The sequence below is a fragment of the Streptomyces sp. NPDC028305 genome, from assembly GCF_055569495.1.
Genome location: NZ_JBVHTN010000004.1, coordinates 624,952 through 648,822, shown reverse-complemented (window position 1 = coordinate 648,822; position 23,871 = coordinate 624,952). Strand labels below are relative to the sequence as shown.

Here is a 23,871-nt window from a genome sequence, read left to right as displayed (position 1 = left end):
CCCAAGCCCCCGACCGCGAACCTCAGTCGTCCGCCGCACCCTCGGCGATCGCCGCCGACACCTCCCCCGTACGCGCCGCCTCCTCCGCCCTGAAGCGCTTCGCGTCGAGCCGGTCGGCCAGCTCCTCGTCCTGGGACATCAGCTGGTCGAGATCGCCGTCGCCCAGCTCCAGCACGCCCATGTCGACATACGCGCGCCGCAGCCGCACGCCCCACAGCCCGATGTCCTTCACACACGGCACAATCCGGCTGAACAGCAGCTTCCGGAAGAGCTGGAGCTGCGGTGACCTCTCGATACACTCCCGCGCCTCGGCGCTCGGGATGCCGAGGTTCTCCAGGACCTCGACCCCGCCCAGCCGGTCGCGCATCAAGTAGCAGCCCTCGATGACGAACTCCTCGCGCTCGCGCAGCTCCGCGTCCGTGAGCTGCCGGTAGTAGTCGCGCAGCGCCATCCGCCCGAAGGCGACATGGCGGGCCTCGTCCTGCATGACGTAGGTGAGGATCTGGCGGGGCAGCGGCTTGTCGGTGGTGTCGCGGATGAGCCCGAACGCGGCGAGCGCCAGGCCCTCGATGAGCACCTGCATGCCCAGGTACGGCATGTCCCAGCGGGAGTCGCGGAGGGTGTCGCCGAGCAGCCCGGCCAGGTTGTCGTTGATCGGGTAGAGGGTGCCGAGCTTGTCCCGCAGGAAGCGGGCGTAGATCTCGGCGTGCCGCGCCTCGTCCATGGTCTGGGTCGCGGAGTAGAACTTGGCGTCCAGGTCGGGGACCGATTCCACGATGCGCGCCGCGCACACCATGGCGCCCTGTTCACCGTGCAGGAACTGGCTGAACTGCCAGGCGGCGAAGTGGTGCCGCAGCTCGCCCTTGTCCCGCTCGGTCATCTTGGCCCAGTGCCGGGTGCCGTGGAGGGCGAGGGTCTCGTCGGGCGCGCCCAGCGGGTCGTACGGGTCCACCTCCTGGTCCCAGTCGATCCGCTTCACGGCGTCCCACTGCTTGTCCTTGCCCTTCTGGTAGAGGGCGAGCAGCCGCTCGCGGCCCTCGTCGTAGTCCCAGCTGAAGCGGGCCGCCCCGGCGGTCGGCACCTGCCACATCGGGTCCCCGGGGTCCATCGCGTAGAGCTCCTGCGTCGACACCGGCGCCTCCTTCGCCTTGCTCGCTCCCCCGTGAACGGTTGGGAAAACGCAGGCTCACACGTCTAGTACGGCCGGGTCCTATGACGCTCGAGGATCGGTCGAGCGAGACCTCCACTCGGCCGTACACAAGGGATTGACGTGCTTGCTGACACATCGTCTCATAAGATGTATCCGCCGGTAACCCTCCCGGCGGCCCGCCCTGACCGAGGTGCCGACCATGACGACTGCCACCCCACCCTCCGCGCCGCGCGACGCGCTCGGGCTCCTCAAGGACCGCGAGAAGGTGGCCGAGCGGCTGCTGAAGTCCTCCGCCCGGCACTCCTTCGACCCGGACACCGAGCTCGACTGGGACGCGCCGTACGAGCCGGACAAGTGGTTCTGGCCGCCGGAGCTGGTGTCCCTGTACGACACGCCGATGTGGCGGCGGATGCCGGAGGAGCAGCGCGTCCTGCTGTCCCGGCACGAGTTCGCCGCGCTCCTCTCGCTCGGCATATGGCTCGAGGTGATCCTGATCCAGCTGCTCACCCGCCATATCTACGACAAGCCGTCGACCAGCGCGCATGTGCGCTACGCGCTCACCGAAATCGCCGACGAGTGCCGTCACTCCAAGATGTTCGCCCGGCTGATCGCCAAGGGCGGCACCCCCGCTTATCCGCCCGCCCGGCCGCACCACAACCTCGGCCGCTTCTTCAAGACGGTCTCCACGACCCCCGGCTCGTTCACCGCGACCCTGCTCGGCGAGGAGATCCTGGACTGGATGCAGCGGCTGACCTTCCCCGACGAGCGGATCCAGCCGCTGGTGCGCGGCGCGACCCGGATCCATGTCGTGGAGGAGGCCCGCCATGTGCGGTACGCGCGCGAGGAGTTGCGCCGCCAGATGGTGTCGGCGCCGCGCTGGACGGCGGAGCTGACCCGGATCGGCTCTGGCGAGTTCGCCCGGGTGTTCGCGCGCGCCTTCGTCAACCCCCAGGTGTATGCGGACGTCGGGCTCGACCGGCGCGCGGCGGTGGAACAGGTGCGGGCCAGCGCACATCGGCGCGAGGTGATGCGCACCGGCGCGAAGCCGCTCACCGACTTCCTCGACGACATCGGCGTGCTGCGGGGCGCGGGGCGGCGGCTGTGGCAGAGCTCGGGCCTGCTGGCCTAATCGCACGCAGGGCCGGTTACGCTGCCAGGCATGACGACAGGCAGCGGCACCGCCCCGGCGCACCCGGCGGAAACGACCCCCGCCGCCGCGCGCCCCGCGCGCCGCGGCGCCTACCGCCGGCTCAGCGTCGAGGAGCGGCGCGCCCAGCTGATCAGCGCCGCGCTCGGGCTGTTCGCCCACCGCGCGCCCGAGGACGTCTCGCTGGACGACGTCGCCACCGCCGCCGGGGCCTCCCGCCCGCTCGTCTACCGCTACTTCCCCGGCGGCAAGCAGCAGTTGTACGAGGCCGCGCTGCGCACCGCCGCCGACGAGCTGGAGCTGTGCTTCGCCGAGCCCCGGAGCGGCCCGGTCACCGTACGGCTGAGCCAGGCGCTCGACCGCTATCTCTCCTTTGTGGCCGAGCGCGACACCGGGTTCAGCGCGCTGCTCCAGGGCGGCAGCGTCGCCGAGACCTCGCGGACCAACGCCATCGTGGACGAGGTGCGGCGGGCCGCCGCCGACCAGATCCTGCTCCATCTGGAGGTGGCGGAACCCGGCCCGCGGCTGCGGATGATGGTGCGCACCTGGATCACCGCGGTCGAGGCCGCCTCGCTGATGTGGCTGGACGAGGGCAAGCAGCCGCCGATGGCGGAGCTGCGCGACTGGCTCATCGACCACTTCGTCACGCTGCTGGCCGCCACGGGCGCGAGCGACCCGCAGACGGCGCGGGTGCTGCGGGCGGCGCTGGCGATCGAGCCGGCGGAGGGGCAGGCCGGGGCGCTGGCCCGGCGCCTGATGCCGGTGCTCGGCGACGCCTCCCACCTGCTGTGAGACTGGTGCGGTGAGAAGCGAGGAGACGCCCTTTGTGGGCGGGCCGCTGGACGGCCGGGTGCTGCCGGTGCTGACCGGGCTGACCGGGCAGCCGCCGAAGACATACGAGGTGCCGGTCCCCGACGAGGGCGGCGGCGCGCCGACGGTGTACGTCTACCGCCGGGTGCCGGCCGCCACTTCGCGGCGGCTGGGCCTGGTGCGCGGGTGGCGCTACGAGTACGACCCGGAGGGCAAGCCGCACCGGCTGAAATGGCCCTGGTCAAAGCCTGACTGACGTCACGACAGGGCGTCGGCTCGTACGTGTATGCGAGGGAACGGGCACGCGGACCGGCCGCCGGACGGGTGACCGTATTGCCCAGACTGCCAACAATTCTCCCGAATATACGACTGGTCATGTCACGATCGCCCCGAGGTCGTCGAGCCCGGAGGTGAGACCGTGTCAGGACGCATCGTGAGATCGGTCTGCGCGGTGGCGCTGACCGCGGCCGCCGCGGTGGTCGCCCCCGCCCCGTCAGCGCCCGCCGCGGCCGCCCCCGCCGAGCAGTCCGTCGCCGAGCTGCTGACACAGCTCAAAACGGCGTACCGCAAGGCCGAGGAGGCGACCGAGGCGTACAACGCCACCGAGGAGAAGCTGCGCAAGCAGCGCACCAAGACCCGGGCGCTGGCCGCCGCCCTCGCCCGCACCCGCTCCCGGCTCGCCCTCAGCCACGACGACGTGGGGCGGCTGGCCCGCGAGCAGTACCAGGGCCACACCCAGCTCTCCTCGTACTTCTTCCTCATGGCGCTGCTGTCCCCCAGCCCCGACCAGGTCACCGAACAGACGCGCGTGCTCGGCCGGGCCGCCGACCGCCAGGCGCTCCTGATGGAACGGCTGGCCAGAGGGGAGGTACACGCGGCACGGCTGGTCCAACAGGCCAGGGCCTCGCTGAAGAAACAGCTGTCCCTCGCGACCAAACGGAAGAAACAGCGGGACAAGGTCGAGAAACGCCTCACCGCCATCGAAGTGAAACTGGCCTCGCTGAGCCGCCGCCAGATCCGGGCCATCCAGAAACGGGAGCGGCAGGACACCGAGAAGGCCCAGCGCGAGCTGCTCGACTCGGGGGCCCTCGACCCCCCGGTGCCCGACATCGCGCCCGACATCGCGCCCGACACCGACCCGGACGACGTCGCCCCCGACCCGCAGACCGACGACGCCGACACCGGCGCCGACGCGAACAGCGACACGGGCAGCGACACCGGCAGCGGAACCGACGCCAAGGAAACTCCCAAGGAAACCCCTAAGGAAACTCCTAAGGAAACCCCCTCGGAGCCCACCCCCGAGCCCGAGGCCTCCGAGACCCCGCCCCGGCGCCCCAAGGAGACCGTCCACCGCCGCACGCCCCGCCGCGCCTCCGCCTCCAAGGCGGCCGGGCAGCGGGCGCTGCGGTACGCGCTGAAGCAGATCGGCAAGCCGTACGTCTGGGGCGCGGAGGGGCCGCGCTCCTTCGACTGCTCGGGGCTGACCTCCCAGGCGTGGGCGCACGCCGGGCGGCGCATCCCGCGCACCAGCCAGGAGCAGTGGCGCCGGCTGCCGCGGGTGAAACTCAACCGGCTGCGCCCCGGGGATCTGGTGGTCTACTTCAAGCGTGCGAGCCATGTGGCGATCTACGCGGGCAACGGCATGGTGGTGCAGGCCCCGCGCCCAGGGGGCCGGGTCAAGCTGTCCCCGATCGCGTCCAACCCGCTGCGCGGCGCCGTACGCCCCACCAAGGGCTGACGGCGACCCGGCCGCACTCAGCCCACCTGCTCGGCCGCCTCGCTCTCGGGCTCACCAACCGCCTCGCCGACCGACTCGGCGACTAACTCGCCGTCCGTATCCGCTACGGCGGCCCCGGCCTCCGCCTCCTCCAGATACGCCGCGGTCTTGTCCGGCTCGTAGAAGAAGTTCTCGAAGTCGGCCGGGTCGTCGAAGCCGTTGGCGAAGCGGTGGGCGACCGCGGGCAGCTGGCCCGCCGCGCCCAGCAGCCGCACGATGTGCTCCGGCGGCGGGGCCAGCATCGCGTTGGTCCACTTGGTCACGTGGCGCGCCGTCGCCCAGAAGCGCCCGAACGTCCGCCGCATCCACGCCTCGTCGAAGGGCCGGTCGCCGTGCTCGACGATGCTCTCCAGATACGAGGTGGCGCACTTGGCCGCGGAGTTGGACCCCTGCCCGGTGAGCGGGTCGTTGGTGACCACGACATCGGCCACCCCGAGGACCAGACCGCCGCCCGGCAGCCAGCCGATGGGGTCGCGGACGGTCGGGGCGTAGCGCCCGGACAGCGTGCCGCCGGCGTCCGTCAGCTCGACCCTGGTGGCCCGCCCGTACTCCCAGGGCGTGAACCACTCCATGAGCTCGAGGGTGAGGGCCAGGTGTTCGGAGGGGTCGGTGACGCCGCCGAAGACATCGGCCGGGCCGCCGGGGATGGCCTCCCAGAACAGGATGTCGGCGCGCCCGGAGTTGGTGAGGGCGGGCATGACGTACAGCTCGCCCACATCGGGCACCAGATTGCAGCGCACCGCTTCGAGCTCGGGGTGTTCGAGCCGGGGGGCGAGGTTGTGGACATAGGCGACGGCGAGGGCGCGCTGCGGGGTGGTGTACGGGGAGCGGGCGGCGTCCCGGCCGAAGAGGGCGCCGAGTTCGCCCTTGCCCGCGGCGACCAGCATCAGGTCGTACCGCGCCGCCAGGAAGTCCAGGTCGGAGACGGCGGCGCCGTGGATGACCAGCCGGCCGCCACGCCGCTCGAAGGCATCCATCCAGCCGGCCATCTTCAGCCGCTGGTCGACGGACTGGGCGTAGCCGTCCAGCTCGCCCAGCCAGTCGACCAGGCGCGGATGCCCCAGCGGGGTGACGGGACCGGCGACCGAGACGCCGAGACCCTGGATGCGCGGGGCCTGCTCCTCCCAGAAGTTGATCTCCAGATCGCGCTCGTGCTGGAGCGCGGTGTGGAACATGCACTGGGTGGACATCACCCGGCCGCCGCGGATCTCGTCGGCCGTGCGATTGGACATCAAGGTGACGTCGTACCCCAGGGCCTGGAGCCCCAGGGCGAGCTGGAGCCCGGACTGACCGGCCCCGACGATCAGGATCCTGCGCATGGCCGGGCCCGTGTCACTCGGGCGAGACGTCCACGGCGAACCTCACCAGGGCGAGCAGAGTGTCGGCCACCGAAATGCGGTTGCGGGCGTCCATGCTCACCACGGGCACCTTGGCCGGTACGGAGAGGGCGTCCCGCACGTCCTCCGGCTCGTACTCCGGCGTCCCGTGGAAGTGGTTGACCGCGATGACGTACGGCAGCCCGCAGCTCTCGAAGTAGTCGAGCGCCGGGAAGCTGTCCTCCAGCCGCCGGGTGTCGACCATCACCACCGCGCCGATCGCGCCGCGCATCAGGTCGTCCCACATGAACCAGAACCGCTGCTGGCCCGGGGTGCCGAACAGATACAGCACCAGGTCGGAGTCGAGCGTGATCCGGCCGAAGTCCATCGCGACCGTCGTGGTCAGCTTCTGCGGGGTCGCGGCGAGGTCGTCCACGTCCTCGCTGGCCCGCGTCATCAGCGCCTCGGTCTGAAGCGGTGTGATCTCCGAAACCGCACCGACGAACGTCGTCTTGCCGACGCCGAAACCCCCCGCGACGACGATCTTGGTGGCGATAGGGGCCCGCGAACGGTCCGTCTGCCACCCCTGGAGCGCCTCGTCGGCCCCGGGTATGTTCGGCACCCGCACCGGTGCCACCGTCATCGTCTCAGAGTCTGCGAAGTCCACTGAGCACCCTTTCGAGCAACGCGCGTTCCGGCTGTCCGGGGCTCCGCCCGGTCCCGTACACGCGGATCTTTCCCTGGTCCGCGAGATCGCTGAGGAGCACGCGCACCACACCGAGCGGAATCTTGAGCAGCGCGGAGACCTCCGCGACCGAGCGCATCCGGCGGCAGAGGTCGATGATGGCGCGGATCTCCGGCACCATCCGGGAGGCCGGCCCGCTGAGCGCGGGCTCGACCGCCCCGTCCGGGGTCTCCAGCGTGGCCACGAAGGTCTCGACCAGCAGCACATGGCCGGAGCGGGTCCGGCCGCCGGTGAGCGAGTACGGGCGTACGCGGGCGGCCTTGTGGGACGCGGACGTCACTGCGCGGACTCCAGGGACCGGCGCAACTCGGTCCGGAGCTCGGGGGTGAGCACATGCCCGGCCCGGCCGACGAACAGCGCCATGTGGTACGCGACCACCGTCATGTCGCAGTCCGGCGTGGCGTGCACGCCCAGCAGCGAGCCGTCGCTGATCGACATGACGAACAGGCTGCCCTGGTCCATCGCGATCATCGTCTGCTTGACCAGCCCGCCGTCCATCAGCTTGGCCGCGCCCAGCGTCAGGCTGCCGAGGCCGGAGACGATGGTCGCCAGGTCGGCGCTCGACCCCTTCGGGCCGTCCTGGGCCGTCGGGTCCGCGGCTTCCACGGCCGCCGCGGCGTGCCGCGCGTCCGAGGACAGCAGCATCAGCCCGTCGGAGGAGACGACGGCGACCGAACGGACGCCGGGCACCTCCTCGACCAGATTCGACAGCAGCCAATGCAGATTACGGGCCTCAGAACTCAACCCATATGTGCTACTGGGCGCATTCACCTGCGTGCCTCCTCAACCGTGCCACCCTCGTCCTGCGCCCCCGATTGTCCCCGCTGCCGCTCCCCCGCCGGGCCACGACCCGCGAACTCGGCCTCGGCGTCGCGGCGTCCTTCGCGCGCGCCCTTCTGGAAACCGCCGAGCCTGCGCCGAAGTTCCTCGGCGTTCACCGCGCCCGTGCGCTCCTGCGGATCCGGTTCCGGCAGGGCCACGTTCCTCGGGGTGCGCTTGGGAAGTCCCTTGTCCGTGAGGCGCCGTTCGGGCAGGCCCCGTTCGCGCGCCGCCGCCTGTTCCGGGGCCCGCTGCCCGGGCACCCCGGACAGCGCGGTCCCGGCCCCGTCCGGGGCGTCCGCCGCCGCACGGCGCTGGGGCAACCCGGGCTGGTGGGCCGCGTCCTGGCCGGTCGCGGCGGTCGCCGAGGGCTCAACCCCGGGCCGGGTGTGCTCGGCGCGCTCGATCAGAGACGGCCCGGTGACCGACCGCGTCGCGTCCGCGGGCCCGGCCGGAGCCGGTACGCCGGCGGCCGGGCCGTCGGCGATCGGCGCGTCGGCGATCGGGCCCCAGGCGTCGGCGCCGACCGGGCGCATGCCGTGGCCGCCGATCGTGTCACCGCCGCCGCGCTGGGCCGGCCGACGCGGGTCGGGGACCGTCTCGCCCCGGCGCCCGGAGAGCTGGATGGTCCGCTCGGCGGCCTCCACCAGCGGGTCGGGGTCCTGCTTCGCGGCGCGCCGCGGCAGCATGGGCAGCGTCCCACCGTCGGACGGCATCGGGTGGCCGCGCGGCGGGGTCGGCTCCTGGGCGAACTCGAGGCCGGGGGCGGCCGCCGCGGCGGGGTCCGCCGTCCCGGGCCGCGGGTCCTGGGCCGGCCCGCCGGACGGCGTACCGGTGGGGGTCGCCGCCGTACGAGCCGGGCCGTCGGCGCCTTCCGTGGCGGCGCCCGGGCGCGGCAGCCCCAGGCGCCCACCGCGCCGGTGCGACAGCGTCCGCGGCGACTCCAGGTCGGCCGCGGAGGTCCCCGAGGCGGTGAGGGCCGGGCGGACCTGCCCCGGAAGGGTGTTGGAGTTGGCCTCGGCCACCGAGCCCGGGAAGGACGGCAGCGAGGCGCCGCCGTACGACGAGCCGGCGGGCACGGCGGGCGGCAGCCCGGCGCCGGGCGGACCGGCGGGCAGGATCTTGGTCGGCAGGACCACGACGGCCGCGACCCCGCCCGGCTTCTGCTCGCGCAGCTGCACCCGTACGCCGTGGCGCGCGGCCAGCCGGGTCACCACGTACAGGCCGAGCCCCAGCGGGTCCTCGGGCTGCGGGCCCTGGCAGTACTCGGGCACCGGGTCGGCCAGCCGGCCGTTCAGCTCGACGAAGCGCTCGGGCGTCATGCCGATGCCCTCGTCCTGGACGGAGAGCATGACCTCGCCGCTCTCCAGCAGCCAGCCGGCGATCTGCACCATGGTGTCGGGCGGCGAGAACGTGGTCGCGTTCTCCAGCAGCTCGGCGACCAGGTGGCTGATGCTGTCCGCGGCGTAGCCGGCGACCTGGGCGTGCTGCGGCAGGGACTGGATCTGCACCCGGTCGTAGCGCTCGACCTCGCTGATCGAGGCGCGCAGCACATCCAGCAGGGGCACCGGCCCCGGGTGCGCGGCCTTGTTCTCGGAGCCCGCGATGACCAGCAGGTTCTCGCCGTAGCGGCGCATTCCGGTGGCCAGGTGGTCGAGCTGGAAGAGGGTCTGGAGCCGGTCCGGGTCCTGCTCCCGCTCCTCCATCTGCTCGATGATGGTCAGCTGGCGCTCGATCAGGCCGAGGGTGCGCAGCGCCAGGCTGACGAAGCTGCCGTGGACGCGGGCCCGCAGCCCCTCGAGGCGGGTGGCGACCGCGTCCCGCTCGCGGCGCAGCTCGGACCGCTCGTCGGCGAGCTTCCGCCGCTCCTCGATCAGGCGGGTCCGCTCGGCATCCAGCTTCAGGGCGCGCTCGTGCTCGCGCACCGCGGCCTGGTGCATCTGGTTGACGGCCCGCACGGCCTCCGCGAACTCGTCGTCGCGGCCCTTGAAGGCGATCGGCTCCTCGGCCACCGGGTCGGCGGCCACCCGCCGCGCGCCGAGCCGCAGCGCGGCCAGCGGCCGGGTCATCGAGCGGGCGGCCTGGACGCTGGCGCCGATGGCCAGCAGCAGACAGGCGCCGAGGAGGCCGATGCCCACCTCGAGGTCGGTGACCTCGTCGTCGCGCAGCTTCTCCAGATGTTCGATCTCGGCGGTGGCCAGCGAGGACTCCACGCCGCGCATCCGGTCGATACGGGCGGACAGGCTGGACTCGACGCGCTCGTCGCTGAGGAACCGGTCGGTGTCGGAGAGCTGGGGCTGGTCGGTGAGGCGGGCGATATAGCGCTCGGCCGCGGTGACCTCGGTGCCGTTGACCGTGCGGGCGAAGCGGTCGCGGACGGAGGACGGGGCGAGCTGGTTGAAGTCGGAGAGCGCGGACTGCTCGCTCACATTGGTGCGCTGGGCCGCCGAGGTGAGCTTGGGCTGGCTGCCGCCCGCGGCCAGCGCGCCGAGCAGCAGCCCGCGGGTGGCGGAGGCCTCTTCCGTGGCGCGGCCGAGGGGGGCCAGCGCGGCCGCGGAGCCGTCGTCGGCGCCGGCCTCCAGCCTGCGGGCCAGGGTGTCGGCGAGGCCGCCGAGGGCCTGGATGGTCTCGGTGTAGCTCTCGTACACGTCCAGCGCCGAGCCGTTGCCGGTCAGCGCCTGCTGCCGGACCTTGGGCAGCGCGTCCAGCAGCCGCCGCACCTCGGCGGGGGTGCTCGGGCCCACCTCCTTGACCTGCCGGTCCACCCGGGCCCGCTGGCTCTCGGAGACCCCGGCGCCGGAGGCGGAGTTGCGCCCGGCCGCGACGTACTCGGTCATGGCGTCGCGCTCGTCGGCGAGGGCGTGGGAGAGGGTCACCGCGCCGCGGTTGGTCTCGGCGAGGTCGACCAGCTTCTGGGCGTCGGTGGTGTCGTCGAGCGCGCCGAGCACGGCCGGGGCCCCGGCCCCGAGGACGGCGAGGGAGACGATGGCGACGGACACGGCGAGCCGGTTACGGACGCGTGCGGTGCTGCGCTGCGGCGACGCCTCCTGCCGGCGTGGCTCGCCGCCCTGCTCATGGTTGCTGCCCCGAAGCCGCTTCTTCCGCACCGGTGCTCACAATCTTTTCTCGCCCGACCCACTGTGGTTCCAGAGGTGACGACGGTTCAACAATTGTGCTCGCTCCCCCACCTCTGGTAGGGGTTCCGACCCTTTCAGGAGGGCTTGGGATGGATCGGATCATCCGTTCCAGCCACCCTGAACGAGTGAACCGCATTGCGTAGTTGACCACCAAACTTCGGTCGCGGGCCATACCCTCCTTCAACCTTTCACGGGTTGGAAATCACCTGACCTCCTGACAGGATGCTCCCCCACACATCCCGGGAACCGTCAATCGCGACCAATCCGGCAAACGACTCCGCCACCTATCCGGCCGGGGGCGACGGACCCGATCCGGCAGACTGGCCGAATGCGCATCGAACTCGCCACCGCCCCCGGTGATCCCCACATCCCCAACGAGGACTACGCGTCGGTAGCGTTGCCGGCGTCCGGGCAGGGTGGCGCGCTGGTGGTACTGGACGGGGTGACGCCCCCCGAGGACGACGACGGATGCGTCCACGGCGTGCCCTGGTTCACCGCGCGGCTGGGCGGGGCGCTGCTCGAACTGTCCGGTTCGCGACGCGATATGCCGCTGACGGACTGCCTCTCACGCGCGATCGAGCGGACGGCCGCGGCCCACGGTCCCGAATGTGACCTTTCTCACGTTAGAACGCCGCAGGCGACGGTCGTCGCGGTGCGGTGGGACACGGAGCGGATCGAGCATCTGGTGCTCTCCGACTCCGCGTTGCTCATCGAGGGGACGGACGGCACGGTGACTCCCGTGCTCGACGACCGGATCGACCGGCTCCGCGCCGCGGGCCGGCGGCCGCTGGCCCCGCTGCGCAATGTCGAGGGCGGCTTCTTCACCGCCGCCGCCGACCCCGCGGTCGCCCGCAGGGCCGTGACCGGCACCCGCCCGCGCGCGGGGACGCGCGCGCTGGCGGCGCTCACCGACGGGGCGGCGCGATGGGTGGAGGTGTTCCGCGAGGGCGACTGGGCCGAGTGGATCGCCCTGCTGCGCAAGGAGGGCCCGCAGTCGCTGATCGACCGGGTACGGGCGGCGGAGGGCGCCGACCCGGAGCGGACGGGCTTCCCGCGCGGCAAGACCCACGACGACGCGGCGATCGTCTTCGCCGAGCTCTAGGGGCATCCGACACCCCCGTGCGCCGGGCCGCGCGCGGCCCGGCGTACTCCCGTCGCCACACCCACGTCGCCGGATCGGCGGACCTCGCCGATCCTGACGTACATGAGAGCCCTACTCCTGTGGCGGACGTGCGCCCTGGCCGGGCTCGTCGGTGAGCTGTACGGAGTTCAGCCGGTGCAGCAGCCGGGCGAGTTCGGCCACCTCGCTGCGCTCCCACGCCGCGAGGCGGCGCGCGTACCGCGTGCGCCGGGCGCCGCGCACCCGACGGAACCGGGCCCGCCCCTCATCCGTCAACTGAACCAGGAAGGCCCGCCCGTCCGCGGGGTCGGGAGCTCGTGCCACCAGCCCGAGATCCTCCAAGGCGCGCAATTGGCGGCTCATCGTCGCCTTGCCCACGCCGAAGTAGGCCGCGAGATCCGTGGCCCGCTGTTCTCCGGCGTCTTCCAGCCGCATCAGGAGTCCGTACGCGGCGGATTCCAGCTCCGGGTGGACTTCCCGGGCCAATTCACCCGAAGAGGCGCGGGCTCGGCGAAGGAAAACCGCCAATTCGCGCTCCAGAGCCAGGAATGCATGGTCTACACCAATTCCACCCATGGTGCGTCCCTCACCCCCCTCGGGGGGCAATGCCCCGTTATTATGCACGTCAGAGCCCTCTCCGGATTTTCATGGCCTGAAAGTTTCTTCCAAGCGCGGTCGTCGCCGCAGCTCCGCCAGTATTTCGCAGGATTAGACCAACGGCAGCAACCCGACCCCCTTCCGCGCCGCGTATCTACGCCCGTAGCGTCTACGCCCGTAGCGTCAGAGTGACATGGCCACACCAATGACAGACACGTGCACCTCTCCCCACACGAGGCCTTCGGAGGCACGCCATGCCCAAGTACAGACCTGGCACGACCCGGCGCACCCTCACCGCGCTGTTCGGCATTCTCGCCGCGCTCCTCGCGACGAGCTTCACGCTCTCCGGTACGGCCACGGCCGCGGACAGCGGGAAGAAACCCAACCCAGAGGACCACTGGGCGGGCTCCCAGATACTCAAGCACGAAGGCGGTTCCACGAGCGGCGAGGAACCGCCGGGGCTCCTCGCCTCCGTCGAAGGCGTTGACGTCAGCAGCCACCAGGGCAATGTCGCCTGGTCGACCCTCTGGAACAGCGGAGTCCGCTTCGCCTACGTCAAGGCGACGGAGGGCACCAGCTACACCAACCCGTACTTCGCGCAGCAGTACAACGGGTCATTCAACGTCGGCATGATCCGCGGTTCGTACCACTTCGCCCTGCCGGACAACTCCACCGGCGCGGCGCAGGCCAGGTACTTCGTCAGCAACGGCGGTGGCTGGTCCAAGGACGGCAAGACGCTCCCCGGCGCGCTCGACATGGAGTACAACCCGTACGGCGCCACCTGCTACGGCAAGAGCGCCAGCGCGATGGTCACCTGGATCAAGGACTTCACCAACACCTACAAGTCCCTGACCGGCCGCGACCCGGTGATCTACACCTCGACCAGCTGGTGGAAGAGCTGCACGGGCAACTCCAGCGCCTTCGGCAGCATCAACCCGCTGTGGATCCCGCGCTACGGCTCCTCCGTCGGTGAACTCCCGGCGGGCTGGGGCTTCCACACCATCTGGCAGTACACCTCGTCGGGCGCGACGGTCGGCGACCACAACCAGTTCAACGGCGCCCTGGACCGCCTCCAGGCCCTCGCCAACGGCTGACGCCCCCCGCGGCCCCACCCTCGGCGCTTCCGCCCTCCGGCGCACGGACCCGGCTGTCCGTGCGCTGGGGGGCGACGGGCTTTCAGTCCGTTTCAGTCCCGGGGGAATTCGTCGGTCTTGAGCGTCAGACCGACGACGGTGTCGGTCAGGTCCAGCTCGCTGCCGAAGGGGACGGTCACTTCGGTTTGGTATTCGCCGTCCTTGGGCTGGGTGAACAGTCGGCACCGGCCGACATACGGGTCGGCGATCAGATAGACGGGGACTCCGGCGGTGGCATAGGTCGCCTTCTTCGAGCCGTAGTCATTCATGCCCGTACGCTTCGAGATCACCTCGGCCACGAACTCCACATCCTGGTAGCGCCAGTTGCCGCTGGAGTCCTTGCCGGCGCTCTCGGCAAGCAGCGTCACGTCGGTGGCGAAGCCGTTGAGATAGCCGGGGTAGTCGATCCGCACATCGGACATCAGCCGCTTGTGCGGGTATCGCGTCCACAGCTGGTCGATGATGCCGATGGTGATTTCCCAATGGGTCTCCCGCTGGGGCCACGTGAAGATGTTCCCGTCGACAATCTCCACCTTGAATCCCTCGGGGACCGGCATCTTCTCAAGCGCCTCGAACATCCTGTCCAAGGTGAACTCGCTGACGATCACCGTGCCGCTCCTCCCCGCCGCAACTCGAATGCGTGCGACCGGTTGGTACAACGATACGACGGCCCTCACGACACGCGCGGCCCGGAACTCCCGTGCGAACGGGAGCCCCGGGCCGGCGTACCGGTGGCGTCCGTCACGCCGCCACCGGGACCTCCGGGGCGGCCGGGGTGGCCGCCGGGGTGAGGGCCAGTTCCAGGACGTGGCGGACGTCCGAGACCGGGTGGACGTCGAGCCCCGCCAGGACCTCGGCGGGGACGTCGTCCAGGTCGGGCTCGTTGCGCTTCGGGATGATCACGGTGGTCACCCCGGCCCGGTGCGCCGCCAGCAGCTTCTGCTTGACGCCGCCGATGGGCAGCACCCGCCCGGTCAGCGAGACCTCGCCGGTCATCGCCACGTCCGGGCGCACCTGGCGGCCGGAGAGCAGCGAGGCCAGGGCCGTGGTCATGGTGATGCCCGCGCTCGGGCCGTCCTTGGGCACCGCGCCCGCCGGGACGTGCAGGTGGACGCCGCGCTCCTTCAGATCACCGACCGGAAGCTCCAGCTCCGCGCCGTGCGAGCGGAGGAACGAGAGCGCGATCTGCGCGGACTCCTTCATCACGTCGCCCAGCTGGCCGGTGAGGGTCAGCCCCGCGCCGCCCGTCTCCGGGTCGGCCAGCGACGCCTCGACGAACAGCACGTCCCCGCCCGCGCCGGTGACCGCGAGCCCGGTCGCCACGCCCGGCACGGCGGTGCGCCGCTCGGCCGGGTCCTGGGCGGACTCGGGGGTGTGGTGCGGGCGGCCGATCAGCGGCCGCAGCTCGTCGGCGTCGATCGTGAAGGGCAGCTTCCGCTCGCCCAGCTCGTGCTGGGCCGCCACCTTGCGGAGCAGCCGCGCGATGGACCGCTCCAGGGTGCGTACGCCCGCCTCGCGGGTGTACTCGGCGGCCAGCCTGCGCAGCGCGTCCTCGGCCAGGGTCACCTCGCCCGGCTCCAGGCCGGCCCGCTCCAGCTGCCGCGGCAGCAGGTGGTCGCGGGCGATGGTGACCTTCTCGTCCTCGGTGTAGCCGTCCAGGCGCACCAGCTCCATGCGGTCGAGCAGCGCCTCGGGGATGGCCTCCAGGACGTTGGCCGTCGCGAGGAAGACCACGTCGCTCAGGTCGAGCTCGACCTCCAGGTAGTGGTCGCGGAAGGTGTGGTTCTGCGCCGGGTCCAGGACCTCGAGCAGGGCCGCGGCGGGGTCGCCGCGGTAGTCGGAGCCGACCTTGTCGATCTCGTCGAGGAGGACGACCGGGTTCATCGAGCCCGCCTCCTTGATGGCGCGTACGATCCGGCCGGGCAGCGCGCCGACGTACGTACGCCGGTGGCCGCGGATCTCCGCCTCGTCGCGGACGCCGCCGAGCGCGACGCGCACGAACTTGCGCCCCATCGCGCGGGCGACCGACTCGCCGAGCGAGGTCTTGCCGACGCCGGGCGGGCCCACCAGGGCCAGCACCGCGCCGCCCCGCCGGCCGCCGACCACGCCAAGTCCCCGGTCGGCGCGGCGCTTGCGCACCGCCAGGTATTCGGTGATCCGCTCCTTGACGTCCTCCAGGCCCGCGTGGTCGGCGTCGAGCACGGCCTTGGCGCCGGTGATGTCGTACGCGTCCTCGGTGCGCTCGTTCCAGGGCAGCTCCAGGACGGTGTCCAGCCAGGTGCGGATCCAGCTGCCCTCGGGGCTCTGGTCGGAGGACCGCTCCAGCTTGTCGACCTCCTTGAGCGCGGCCTCCCGCACCTTCTCGGGAAGGTCGGCCGCCTCCACCCGGGCCCGGTAGTCCCCGGACTCGTCCTCCGGGTCGCCGTTGAGCTCGGCCAGCTCCTTGCGGACCGCCTCCAGCTGCCGCCGCAGCAGGAACTCGCGCTGCTGCTTGTCGACGCCCTCCTGGACGTCCTTGGCGATCGACTCGGCGACGTCCTGCTCGGCGAGGTGGTCGCTCAGCCAGCCCAGGGCCAGCTTCAGCCGCGCCACCGGGTCGGCCGTCTCCAGCAGCTCCACGCGCTGCTGGACGGACAGGAACGGCGAGTAGCCGGAGTTGTCGGCCAGCTGGCCGACGTCGTCGATCTGCTGCACCCGGTCCACGACCTGCCAGGCGCCGCGCTTGCGCAGCCAGCTGGCGGCCAGGGCCTTGTACTCCTTCATCAGCTCGGTGACGGAGCCGGGCAACGGATCCGGAACGATCTCCTCGACCTGGGTGCCCTCCACCCACAGCGCGGCGCCGGGGCCGGTGGTCCCCGCCCCTATCCGCACCCGGCGCACACCGCGGATCAGCGCGCCCGGGTCGCCGTCGGAGAGCCGGCCCACCTGCTCGATCGTGCCGAGCGTGCCGATGCCCGCGTATGTCCCGTCGACGCGCGGCACCAGCAGCACACGCGGCTTGCCGCCGCCGCTGCCGCTTGATCGGGCGGCGGCCTGGGCGGCCTCCACCGCGGCTCGTACCTCACTGTCGGACAGGTCCAGCGGCACCACCATGCCGGGCAGTACCACCTCGTCGTCGAGGGGCAGCACGGGCAGAGTGAGCGGTGTGGACATCGAAGCCATGATCTCCCCTTCGGCAGGCAAGTTGAGCTATGCAGACTCAATGCCTGGAGGCCCGCCGATGTTCCCGGCCCGTTGTTCGCTCTGAGCGATCAGCCCGGCAGCCGGATATTTCGGAACCCTCACCGCCGCTTCTCGGTGTCCCCTTCGGCCGCCCCACGGTGCGCGCCGTGATGTGTCGCCCCCGCGCTCGTCGCCACGATGTGCGCAGGAGGTCCGAGATGGCATTCAGGATCAGCAAGGAATTCCACTTCTCCGCCAGTCATCGGCTGGACGGGCTGGCCGAGGGGCATCCGTGCGGCCGGCTGCACGGCCACAACTACGTCGTCGCACTCGAGCTCGCCGCGGGGCCGGACGGCCTGGACCCGACCGGCTTCGTCCGGGACTACGGCGACCTGTCCGCGTTCAGCCGGTGGCTGGACGATGACGTGGACCACCGTCACCTCAACGATCTGCTCACCGATCGCAATCCCTCGGCGGAGAACCTCGCGCGGTGGCTGTACGAGCGCTGGCTGCCGCGGTTCCCGGAGCTGAGCTCCGTACGCGTCAGCGAGACGCCCAAGACATGGGCGGAGTACCGGCCGTGACGCGGGCGGCCGCGGGCGCGAGCGGAGGAGGTGATGCCGCTGTGGAACCGAAACTCGTCGTGAACGAGATCTTCGGCCCCACCTGAGCGCCGTACAGGGAGAGGGACCCTCGGCGGGGCAGCGCTGCGCCTTTCTGCGGCTGGGCGGCTGCAACCTGGCGTGCCGCTGGTGCGACACCCCGTACACCTGGGACTGGACCGGTGTCGGCGACTCCGGGGTGGCCTACCGCCCCCGCGACGAGCTGCACCCGATGGCCTGGCGCGAGGTGCTGGAGCGGCTGCGGGCGTACGAGGTCCCCATGATCGTCGTCTCCGGCGGGGAACCGCTCAGCCAGCAGGCCCGGCTGCTGCCGCTGCTGCGGGCGCTCATCGACACCGGCCATCGCGTGGAGATCGAGAGCAACGGCACCGTCGTACCGCTGCCCGAGCTGGCCGGCCTCGGCGTGCGCTTCAACATCTCGCCCAAGCTGGCGCACTCCGGCGACGAGGAGGAGCGCCGGCTCGTGCCGGAGGCCCTGGCCGCGCTGGCGGCCGTGCCCGGGACCGCGTTCAAGTTCGTCTGCCGGACGCGGGACGACCTCGACGAGGTGGCGTCCATCGTCGACCGGTACGGCACCACCCCGGTGTGGATCATGCCGGAGGGCCAGACGCCACACGAGGTCGACCGGCACATCGCGGCCCTCGGCGACGACGTGGTCGCCCGTGGCTGGAATCTGACGACCAGACTGCATGTCGCCGTATGGGGTGACAGGAGGGGTGTGTGACATGAGCAGTGGAGCGGTGGAGGTGAACGGGGCGGCGGAGGACCGCGACCGGATGCCGGACCCGTTGGAGGACGTGGCGCGCCGGCTCCTCCTCGAAATCGGCGAGAACCCGGACCGGGAGGGCCTGAAGGAGACCCCGGCCCGGTTCGCCCGCTGGTGGCGGGAGTTCAGCAACTACGACCCGGGCGAGGTCGGCACCCTGTTCCCGCTGCGCAACCAGGGGCAGATCGTCATGGTCTCCGACATCAACCTGTGGTCGCTGTGCGAGCACCACCTGCTGCCGTTCTCCTGCGCCGTCACCATCGCGTACCGGCCCGAGGGCGATGTGCTGGGCCTGTCGAAGTTCGCCCGGATCGCCCACCGCCACGCGCACCGGCTCCAGGTGCAGGAGCGGCTGGTCCGGGACATCGCCGAGGAGATCACCGCGGTGACCGGATCCTCCGATGTCGCGGTGGTGGCCCGGGGCGAGCACCTGTGCATGAGCATGCGCGGCATCCGCACCCCGGCGCTCATGACGTCCTCGGTGTTCAACGGGATCTTCCAGGATCACGGGCCGGCCCGCCAGGAGCTCGTGGCCGCCATCTTCCACGGACGGTGACGACCACCGGACCCGCACGTCAGGCACCCACCACCCCTCGCTCAAGGAGTGCACATGGCTCTGCGTGAAATCCGCACCGGACTCAGCCTGGACGATGTGCTGCTGGTCCCGCGGCACACCTCGGTGGTGAGCCGCTCGGCGACACACCTGGGCACCGAACTCGCCGCCGGAATCGAGCTGAGCGTCCCGGTGCTGTCCGCGAACACCCCGTGGTGCACCGGCGCCCGGATGGCCGAGGCGATGGCGCGCCGCGGCGGCCTCGGCGTGGTGCACCGCATGCAGACCGCCGAGGACCAGGCCGCCGAGGTCGCGGCGGTCAAGGCGGCCGCGCCGCCGGGGCCCGGCGGGCCGGAGGACCCGGCGCGTCCGACGGTCGACGCCGACGGGCGGCTGCGGGTGGCCGCCGCGGTCGGGGTGACGGACGACTATCTGCGACGGGCCGCCCTGCTCGTCGAGGCCGGCGCGGATGTGCTGGTCACCGACGTGGCACACGGCCACGCCGACTACGTGATCAAATCCGTCGAGGAGCTGCGGTCCCGCTTCCCGGGCACCACCCTGATCGCCGGGAACGTGGCCACCGCGGCCGGCACCCGGGATCTGATCGAGGCCGGCGCGGACGCGGTCAAGGTCGGCATCGGGCCCGGCGGCATCTGCACCACCCGCATCGTCGCCGGCAGCGGAGTGCCCCAGCTCACCGCGGTCCTCGACTGTGCCGAGGAGGCCGATCGCAGCGGGATCCCGGTCATCGCCGACGGCGGCATCAAGGCACCCGGCGACCTGGTCAAGGCCCTGGCGGCGGGCGCGCGTTCGGTGATGCTCGGCAGCGCCCTGGCCGGGGCCGACGAGAGCGAGGCGAGGCTGGTCGAGCACGAGGGGCGGCGCGCCAAGGTCAGCACGGGGTTCGTCACCTTCGGCATGCGGCTGACCCTCAAGCGGGCGCGCGGGGAGCAGGTGAGCCGCGAGGAGCTGGACGAGTACACCCCCGAAGGCGTCGAGGCGACCTTCGCGTACACCGGCTCCCTCGCCGCCACCCTGCGGCCCTTCCTCGGGGGCCTGCGGTCCGGCATGAGCTACTCCGGCGCGCACTCCCTGGCCGAGCTGCGCGAGCGGGCCGAGTTCATCCGGATCACCCCGGCCGGTATGGCCGAGAGCCGCCCGCACGCGCTCCAGCGCGCCGACCAGGTCCCCCTGGACTACGCCACGGAGGCCGCTGGATGACCACCCCCCTGGACAGCGGGCGGTACGGCACCGACGAGATGCGCGCGCTCTTCACCGACCGGGCCCGCTATCAGTTCTTCGTGACGGTCGAGGGCGCGCTCGCCGAGGCGCAGGGCCGGCACGGGGTGCTCCCGGCCGAGGCGGCGGAGCACATCGCGCGGCAGGCCCGCGACCACGTCTGCGACCTGGACCGGATCGCGGAGATCGAGGCGATGAGCCGGCATGAACTCTTCGCCGTGGTGCAGGAGTTCGCGCAGGCGTGCGAGCCGTACGGGCGGTACGTCCATCACGGCGCGACCAGCAGCGACATCCTCGACACCACCATGGCCCTCCAGCTGGACGCCGCGATCGGCATCCTGCGGACCCGGCTGACCGCCCTGATGGCGGCCCTGCGCGACCGGATCGCCGCCGACGGGGATCAGGTGATGATCGGCCGCACCCATGGCCAGCACGCCCAGCCCATCACGCTCGGCTTCAAGCTGGCCATCGCGCTGGACCAGCTCACACGCTGCCTGGCACGGCTGGACGGGCTGCGGGACCGGGCCGTGATGGGCAAGGTGGCCGGCGCGGTCGGTTCCCTCGGCGGACTGGGGCCGTCCGGGGTGCCCGTACAGCACGAAGCGCTGGAGCGGCTCGGGCTGCCGGAGCCGCGGATCTGTGCCCAGGCCGTGGCCCGCGACCGGTACGCGGAGTTCGTGTGCTGGGCCGCCCTGACCGCCGCCTGCCTGGACAACCTGGCCACCGAGATCCGCAACCTTCAGCGCACCGAGATCGGCGAACTCGCCGAGTCCTTCGCCGAGGGCGACCAGATCGGCAGCTCGGCCATGCCGCACAAGCGCAATCCGGTCCGCAGCGAGCGGATCTGCTCGCTCGCCAGGCTGCTGCGCTCCGCGGTCGGTCCGGCCCTGGAGAACGTGGTCACCTGGCACGAGCGGGACCTGGCCAACTCGGCCAACGAGCGGTTCACCCTTCCCGAGAGCTGTGTGCTGCTCGACGAGATGCTGACCACCGCCACCGCCGTCGTACGCGACCTGCGGGTCTTCCCCGACCGGATGGCGGAGAACCTGGCCCTGTCCCGCAACGCGCACCTCAGCGAGGCCGTCCTGCTCGCCCTGGTCGCGGGCGGCATGGACCGGCTGGCCGGCTACCGGCTGTTGCAGGAGGCCAGCTCCGCGGCCGCCCGGGACCGGCGCGACCTGCTCGCCGTGCTGGGCGAGGACCCGCGGGTCACCGCCACCGTCCCGGCCTCGGAGCTGACCTCCCTGGCGAAGGCCGCGGCCGACGTCGGAGCGTGTGCGGATCTCGCGCGCGAGACGGTATCGCGCGCCGAAGCGGCGATGCGCAACTCCGGATCAGGAGGACGGACATGACCTGCACGATCGTGGTGGGCGGTCAGTGGGGCGACGAGGCCAAGGGCAAGGTCTCCAGCTATCTGGCGCTGCGTGACGACCCCGGCGTCGCGGTCCGCGCCGGGCTCGGCCCCGGCGCCGGACACACCGTGGTGCACGGCGGGCGGACCCTGCGGCTGCGGCAGGTGCCCAGCGCCGTGGTCAACCCCCGCACCCGGCTGCTCCTCGGCGCCGGCGTGCTCATCCGCCCCGAAGTGCTGCTGCGGGAGATCAAGGAGACCGGGGTCGGCGACCGCATCGGCGTCGACCACCGCGCCACCGTCATCGAACCCGGGCACGTCGAGGCCGAACAGGCCGACGCCGGGCTCCGCGACACGGTGCGCTCCACCGGCAGCGGGCATGGCCCGGCCCTCGCCGCCCGGGCCATGCGCTCGGCGCGCCGCGCGCGGGACGTGGCCGAACTCGCCCCGTATCTCACCGATGTGGCCGCCGAGGTGAACGCGGCGGTCGACGCCGGGGACGGGGTCCAGGTCGAGGGCACCAACGGGTTCGGCCTGTCCGTGCTGTACGGCAGCTACCCGTACACCGTCGGCAAGGACTCCACCGCGAGCACCGCCGCGGCCGACGTGGGCCTGGGGCCGCTCGCCGTCGACGAGGTGGTCCTGGTGTTCCGGGCCTATCCCACCCGGGTCGGCGCGGGCCCCTTCCCCACCGAGATCCCCGAGGAGGAGGCGGAGCGGCGCGGGATCGTGGAGTACGGCACGGTCACCGGGCGGCGCCGGCGCACCGGCACCTTCGACCTGGACCAGGCGCGGGAGGCCGTCCGGATCAACCGACCGTCGCGGCTGGCGCTCACCTTCCTGGACCATGTCACCCCCGACGCCCTCGGCGTGCGCGGCGGGGCGCTGCCCGCGGAAGCCGCCGCGTTCGTCCGGCACGTGGAGAAGGGCCTGGGGCGGCCCGTGGATCTGATCGGCACCGGCCCCGCCAGCGACGACCTCATCGACCGATGGACGGCACAAGGAGGCGAACGATGAACGCGACCCCCACCTGGCGGCGCGCCAATCTGCTCACCATCGGCTGGTCCGAGATGGGCCGGATGCTGACCGGCCTGGCCCACGACGTCAAGGAGAGCGGCTTCGCCCCCACTGTCATCGTGGGCATCGCCCGCGGCGGACTGCCGCCCGCCGTCACCCTGTCCAACCTGCTGGGGGTGACCGACTTCCGGATCCTGGGTATCCCCCGCAACACGACCAATTCCCGCTACAGCGAGAGAGGCGAGGCGGTGCTCGACTACATCACCCCGCAGCGCCCCGTGACCGGCGCCGACGTACTGATCGTCGACGACATCATGGGCGACGGCGGCACCATGGCACTGGCGGTGGACACCATCCGCGGGCTGGGTGCCGCGGAGATCCGCACGGCCGTGGTGGTGCGCAACGTGGGATCGCGGGGGCGCGCCGACTTCCAGGCCGTCGAGGTCGACGACTGGACGGTCTTCCCGTGGGAACTGCCGCCGGGGGCCGAGGACTCCACCACCGTCCTCGCGGCGCCGCGGTGAACCCCGGCACCACGGTCATCCTGGACCGGGACGGCACCCTCCTCGACTTCTACGAGATGTTCCACCAGTTCGTGCTCGATCTGCACCGCGATGAGCGGGTCTCACCGCCGCCGCGCGAGGTGGTGCTCGGATACGCGTACTGGAAGGCCATCACCAGCGGCAGTCTGCACATCGGCGGGGTGCGGGTCCTGGACCGGGTGGACGATGTGGCCCACCGCTACATGGCACACGGCACGCTCTACGAGGGTGCCGTGCCCGCGATCACCGCCCTGTTCGGCGCGGGTGTCCGGCTGGCGCTGGTGAGTTCCTGGGTCGGCACCGCGCCGACGGTCGAACTGCTGCGCAGGAACGGCGTGGGGCACTGCTTCGGGGAGGTCGTCACCCGCGACGACCTGCCCGGCCGGGGCGAGGAGGCCTCGGACGCGGACGTCAAGATCACGCTGGCCCGGCAGGCGCTGGTCCGGATCGGCCACCGCACGGACGACCGGCTGTTCGTGGTCGGGGACACCGCGGCCGACGTGGCCCTGGGGCGCGGTCTTGACGCGGCCGTCGTGGGGGTGCGGACCGGAAACGGCCACATGCTGCCCGACGCCCCGCCTGAAGGCCCCGACACCATGCTGCCCTCGGTCGCGGGCCTGGTGGATGTGGTGCTGGGCCCGAACTGACGGGTTCCTGTGGTGCCGAGGGCCGGGATCCGCGGAGGATCCCGGCCCCAGGACCTGTCGTCAAAGGGGGCGCCCTGCTCCCGACGTCTGGCACGGCTCCCCCAGCTACCGCTGGGAGGTGCCCCCAGCTGCGTTGTCGCATCGCCCAAGTACGCCCAGTACGAGGACGATGCTCCGCCTTGCGATCCTCCCCCAGCTACCGCTGGGAGGTGCCCCCTGC

General features: G+C 72.0%; 23 protein-coding genes. 14 read left to right on the top strand and 9 right to left on the bottom strand.

The genetic code is table 11. The features are described 5' to 3' along the window. Window positions 1–22 precede the first annotated feature (22 nt). Window positions 23–1,132, bottom strand: a complete 1,110-nt coding sequence (locus ACZ4WQ_RS19235; RefSeq protein ID WP_311728869.1) for a ferritin-like domain-containing protein — start codon at window positions 1,130–1,132, stop codon at window positions 23–25. A 217-nt stretch (window positions 1,133–1,349) separates the two neighbouring features. On the opposite strand from ACZ4WQ_RS19235, the gene ACZ4WQ_RS19230 reads away from it, so the two are divergent. The 4 genes from ACZ4WQ_RS19230 (at window position 1,350) to ACZ4WQ_RS19215 (ending at window position 4,845) form a co-directional block, all read left to right on the top strand. Further along, entirely contained in the window at window positions 1,350–2,279 is a 930-nt protein-coding gene (locus tag ACZ4WQ_RS19230) for a diiron oxygenase (RefSeq protein ID WP_398371383.1), read from the top strand. Window positions 2,280–2,309: 30 nt separating this feature from the next. Beyond that, the gene (locus ACZ4WQ_RS19225) at window positions 2,310–3,089 is read left to right on the top strand and encodes a TetR/AcrR family transcriptional regulator (protein WP_385343145.1); all 780 of its coding nucleotides are present in this window, start codon (window positions 2,310–2,312) and stop codon (window positions 3,087–3,089) included. 10 nt (window positions 3,090–3,099) lie between these two features. After that, the gene (locus tag ACZ4WQ_RS19220; RefSeq protein WP_311728872.1) at window positions 3,100–3,363 is read left to right on the top strand and encodes a hypothetical protein; all 264 of its coding nucleotides are present in this window, start codon (window positions 3,100–3,102) and stop codon (window positions 3,361–3,363) included. Between the two features lie 177 nt (window positions 3,364–3,540). Continuing rightward, entirely contained in the window at window positions 3,541–4,845 is a 1,305-nt protein-coding gene (locus tag ACZ4WQ_RS19215; RefSeq protein WP_385343149.1) for a C40 family peptidase, read from the top strand. A gap of 17 nt (window positions 4,846–4,862) precedes the next feature. Here the strand turns inward: ACZ4WQ_RS19215 and ACZ4WQ_RS19210 are convergent, their stop codons facing one another. The 5 genes from ACZ4WQ_RS19210 to ACZ4WQ_RS19190 are packed head-to-tail and all read right to left on the bottom strand — an operon-like array spanning window position 4,863 to window position 10,871. Next, on the bottom strand, window positions 4,863–6,203 hold the full coding sequence (locus ACZ4WQ_RS19210; RefSeq protein WP_398371380.1) for a styrene monooxygenase/indole monooxygenase family protein: 1,341 nt from the start codon (window positions 6,201–6,203) through the stop codon (window positions 4,863–4,865). A 13-nt stretch (window positions 6,204–6,216) separates the two neighbouring features. Next, window positions 6,217–6,867, bottom strand: a complete 651-nt coding sequence (locus tag ACZ4WQ_RS19205) for a GTP-binding protein (protein WP_385343153.1) — start codon at window positions 6,865–6,867, stop codon at window positions 6,217–6,219. After that, window positions 6,848–7,225: a DUF742 domain-containing protein gene (locus tag ACZ4WQ_RS19200; protein WP_311728876.1), complete on the bottom strand. Its 378-nt coding sequence runs from the start codon at window positions 7,223–7,225 to the stop codon at window positions 6,848–6,850. The genes ACZ4WQ_RS19205 and ACZ4WQ_RS19200 overlap by 20 nt, the downstream gene beginning before the upstream one ends. Next, window positions 7,222–7,716 (bottom strand): roadblock/LC7 domain-containing protein, encoded by a 495-nt coding sequence (locus ACZ4WQ_RS19195; RefSeq protein ID WP_311728877.1) that lies wholly within the window; start codon window positions 7,714–7,716, stop codon window positions 7,222–7,224. Before ACZ4WQ_RS19195 ends, ACZ4WQ_RS19200 begins: the two co-directional genes overlap by 4 nt. Next, window positions 7,713–10,871, bottom strand: a complete 3,159-nt coding sequence (locus tag ACZ4WQ_RS19190) for a sensor histidine kinase (protein WP_398371377.1) — start codon at window positions 10,869–10,871, stop codon at window positions 7,713–7,715. The genes ACZ4WQ_RS19195 and ACZ4WQ_RS19190 overlap by 4 nt, the downstream gene beginning before the upstream one ends. Before the next feature lie 358 nt (window positions 10,872–11,229). On the opposite strand from ACZ4WQ_RS19190, the gene ACZ4WQ_RS19185 reads away from it, so the two are divergent. Further along, the gene (locus ACZ4WQ_RS19185) at window positions 11,230–12,003 is read left to right on the top strand and encodes a hypothetical protein (protein ID WP_398371375.1); all 774 of its coding nucleotides are present in this window, start codon (window positions 11,230–11,232) and stop codon (window positions 12,001–12,003) included. A gap of 111 nt (window positions 12,004–12,114) precedes the next feature. Here the strand turns inward: ACZ4WQ_RS19185 and ACZ4WQ_RS19180 are convergent, their stop codons facing one another. Next, window positions 12,115–12,597 (bottom strand): MarR family winged helix-turn-helix transcriptional regulator, encoded by a 483-nt coding sequence (locus ACZ4WQ_RS19180; protein ID WP_311728880.1) that lies wholly within the window; start codon window positions 12,595–12,597, stop codon window positions 12,115–12,117. A 275-nt stretch (window positions 12,598–12,872) separates the two neighbouring features. On the opposite strand from ACZ4WQ_RS19180, the gene ACZ4WQ_RS19175 reads away from it, so the two are divergent. Continuing rightward, window positions 12,873–13,712: a lysozyme gene (locus ACZ4WQ_RS19175; protein WP_311728881.1), complete on the top strand. Its 840-nt coding sequence runs from the start codon at window positions 12,873–12,875 to the stop codon at window positions 13,710–13,712. A 92-nt stretch (window positions 13,713–13,804) separates the two neighbouring features. On the opposite strand, the gene ACZ4WQ_RS19170 is transcribed toward ACZ4WQ_RS19175, so the two are convergent. Together ACZ4WQ_RS19170 and lon are read right to left on the bottom strand one after the other, a co-directional pair. Beyond that, on the bottom strand, window positions 13,805–14,329 hold the full coding sequence (locus tag ACZ4WQ_RS19170) for a Uma2 family endonuclease (protein WP_361191432.1): 525 nt from the start codon (window positions 14,327–14,329) through the stop codon (window positions 13,805–13,807). Between the two features lie 163 nt (window positions 14,330–14,492). Further along, a complete protein-coding gene (gene lon, locus ACZ4WQ_RS19165; protein WP_398371372.1) occupies window positions 14,493–16,913 on the bottom strand; it encodes an endopeptidase La in 2,421 nt (806 codons plus the stop codon). A gap of 218 nt (window positions 16,914–17,131) precedes the next feature. On the opposite strand from lon, the gene ACZ4WQ_RS19160 reads away from it, so the two are divergent. The 8 genes from ACZ4WQ_RS19160 (at window position 17,132) to ACZ4WQ_RS19125 (ending at window position 23,651) form a co-directional block, all read left to right on the top strand. Next, the gene (locus ACZ4WQ_RS19160; protein ID WP_311728883.1) at window positions 17,132–17,497 is read left to right on the top strand and encodes a 6-pyruvoyl trahydropterin synthase family protein; all 366 of its coding nucleotides are present in this window, start codon (window positions 17,132–17,134) and stop codon (window positions 17,495–17,497) included. 82 nt (window positions 17,498–17,579) lie between these two features. Then, the gene (locus tag ACZ4WQ_RS19155) at window positions 17,580–18,260 is read left to right on the top strand and encodes a 7-carboxy-7-deazaguanine synthase QueE (protein ID WP_398371837.1); all 681 of its coding nucleotides are present in this window, start codon (window positions 17,580–17,582) and stop codon (window positions 18,258–18,260) included. A 1-nt stretch (window position 18,261) separates the two neighbouring features. After that, the gene (gene folE, locus ACZ4WQ_RS19150) at window positions 18,262–18,858 is read left to right on the top strand and encodes a GTP cyclohydrolase I (RefSeq protein WP_398371370.1); all 597 of its coding nucleotides are present in this window, start codon (window positions 18,262–18,264) and stop codon (window positions 18,856–18,858) included. A gap of 54 nt (window positions 18,859–18,912) precedes the next feature. Next, window positions 18,913–20,076 (top strand): IMP dehydrogenase, encoded by a 1,164-nt coding sequence (gene guaB / locus ACZ4WQ_RS19145; RefSeq protein WP_311728885.1) that lies wholly within the window; start codon window positions 18,913–18,915, stop codon window positions 20,074–20,076. After that, window positions 20,073–21,446, top strand: a complete 1,374-nt coding sequence (gene purB, locus ACZ4WQ_RS19140) for an adenylosuccinate lyase (RefSeq protein ID WP_398371367.1) — start codon at window positions 20,073–20,075, stop codon at window positions 21,444–21,446. Before guaB ends, purB begins: the two co-directional genes overlap by 4 nt. Further along, on the top strand, window positions 21,443–22,462 hold the full coding sequence (locus ACZ4WQ_RS19135; RefSeq protein ID WP_311728887.1) for an adenylosuccinate synthetase: 1,020 nt from the start codon (window positions 21,443–21,445) through the stop codon (window positions 22,460–22,462). The genes purB and ACZ4WQ_RS19135 overlap by 4 nt, the downstream gene beginning before the upstream one ends. Continuing rightward, on the top strand, window positions 22,459–22,986 hold the full coding sequence (locus ACZ4WQ_RS19130; protein WP_311728888.1) for a phosphoribosyltransferase: 528 nt from the start codon (window positions 22,459–22,461) through the stop codon (window positions 22,984–22,986). The genes ACZ4WQ_RS19135 and ACZ4WQ_RS19130 overlap by 4 nt, the downstream gene beginning before the upstream one ends. Beyond that, window positions 22,983–23,651 carry an HAD family hydrolase gene (locus ACZ4WQ_RS19125; RefSeq protein ID WP_311728889.1) on the top strand — a complete coding sequence of 223 codons (669 nt, stop codon included), beginning with the start codon at window positions 22,983–22,985 and terminating at the stop codon, window positions 23,649–23,651. Before ACZ4WQ_RS19130 ends, ACZ4WQ_RS19125 begins: the two co-directional genes overlap by 4 nt. The last annotated feature ends 220 nt before the right edge of the window (window positions 23,652–23,871 follow it).

Coding starts and splice junctions, on each gene's coding strand:
- lon (WP_398371372.1), bottom strand. CDS start 16,913: ATGGCTTCGATGTCCACACCGCTCACTCTGCCCGTGCTGCCCCTCGAC.
- folE (WP_398371370.1), top strand. CDS start 18,262: ATGAGCAGTGGAGCGGTGGAGGTGAACGGGGCGGCGGAGGACCGCGAC.
- ACZ4WQ_RS19160 (WP_311728883.1), top strand. CDS start 17,132: ATGGCATTCAGGATCAGCAAGGAATTCCACTTCTCCGCCAGTCATCGG.
- guaB (WP_311728885.1), top strand. CDS start 18,913: ATGGCTCTGCGTGAAATCCGCACCGGACTCAGCCTGGACGATGTGCTG.
- ACZ4WQ_RS19230 (WP_398371383.1), top strand. CDS start 1,350: ATGACGACTGCCACCCCACCCTCCGCGCCGCGCGACGCGCTCGGGCTC.
- ACZ4WQ_RS19175 (WP_311728881.1), top strand. CDS start 12,873: ATGCCCAAGTACAGACCTGGCACGACCCGGCGCACCCTCACCGCGCTG.
- ACZ4WQ_RS19185 (WP_398371375.1), top strand. CDS start 11,230: ATGCGCATCGAACTCGCCACCGCCCCCGGTGATCCCCACATCCCCAAC.
- ACZ4WQ_RS19135 (WP_311728887.1), top strand. CDS start 21,443: ATGACCTGCACGATCGTGGTGGGCGGTCAGTGGGGCGACGAGGCCAAG.
- ACZ4WQ_RS19170 (WP_361191432.1), bottom strand. CDS start 14,329: ATGTTCGAGGCGCTTGAGAAGATGCCGGTCCCCGAGGGATTCAAGGTG.
- ACZ4WQ_RS19210 (WP_398371380.1), bottom strand. CDS start 6,203: ATGCGCAGGATCCTGATCGTCGGGGCCGGTCAGTCCGGGCTCCAGCTC.
- ACZ4WQ_RS19180 (WP_311728880.1), bottom strand. CDS start 12,597: ATGGGTGGAATTGGTGTAGACCATGCATTCCTGGCTCTGGAGCGCGAA.
- ACZ4WQ_RS19130 (WP_311728888.1), top strand. CDS start 22,459: ATGAACGCGACCCCCACCTGGCGGCGCGCCAATCTGCTCACCATCGGC.
- ACZ4WQ_RS19225 (WP_385343145.1), top strand. CDS start 2,310: ATGACGACAGGCAGCGGCACCGCCCCGGCGCACCCGGCGGAAACGACC.
- purB (WP_398371367.1), top strand. CDS start 20,073: ATGACCACCCCCCTGGACAGCGGGCGGTACGGCACCGACGAGATGCGC.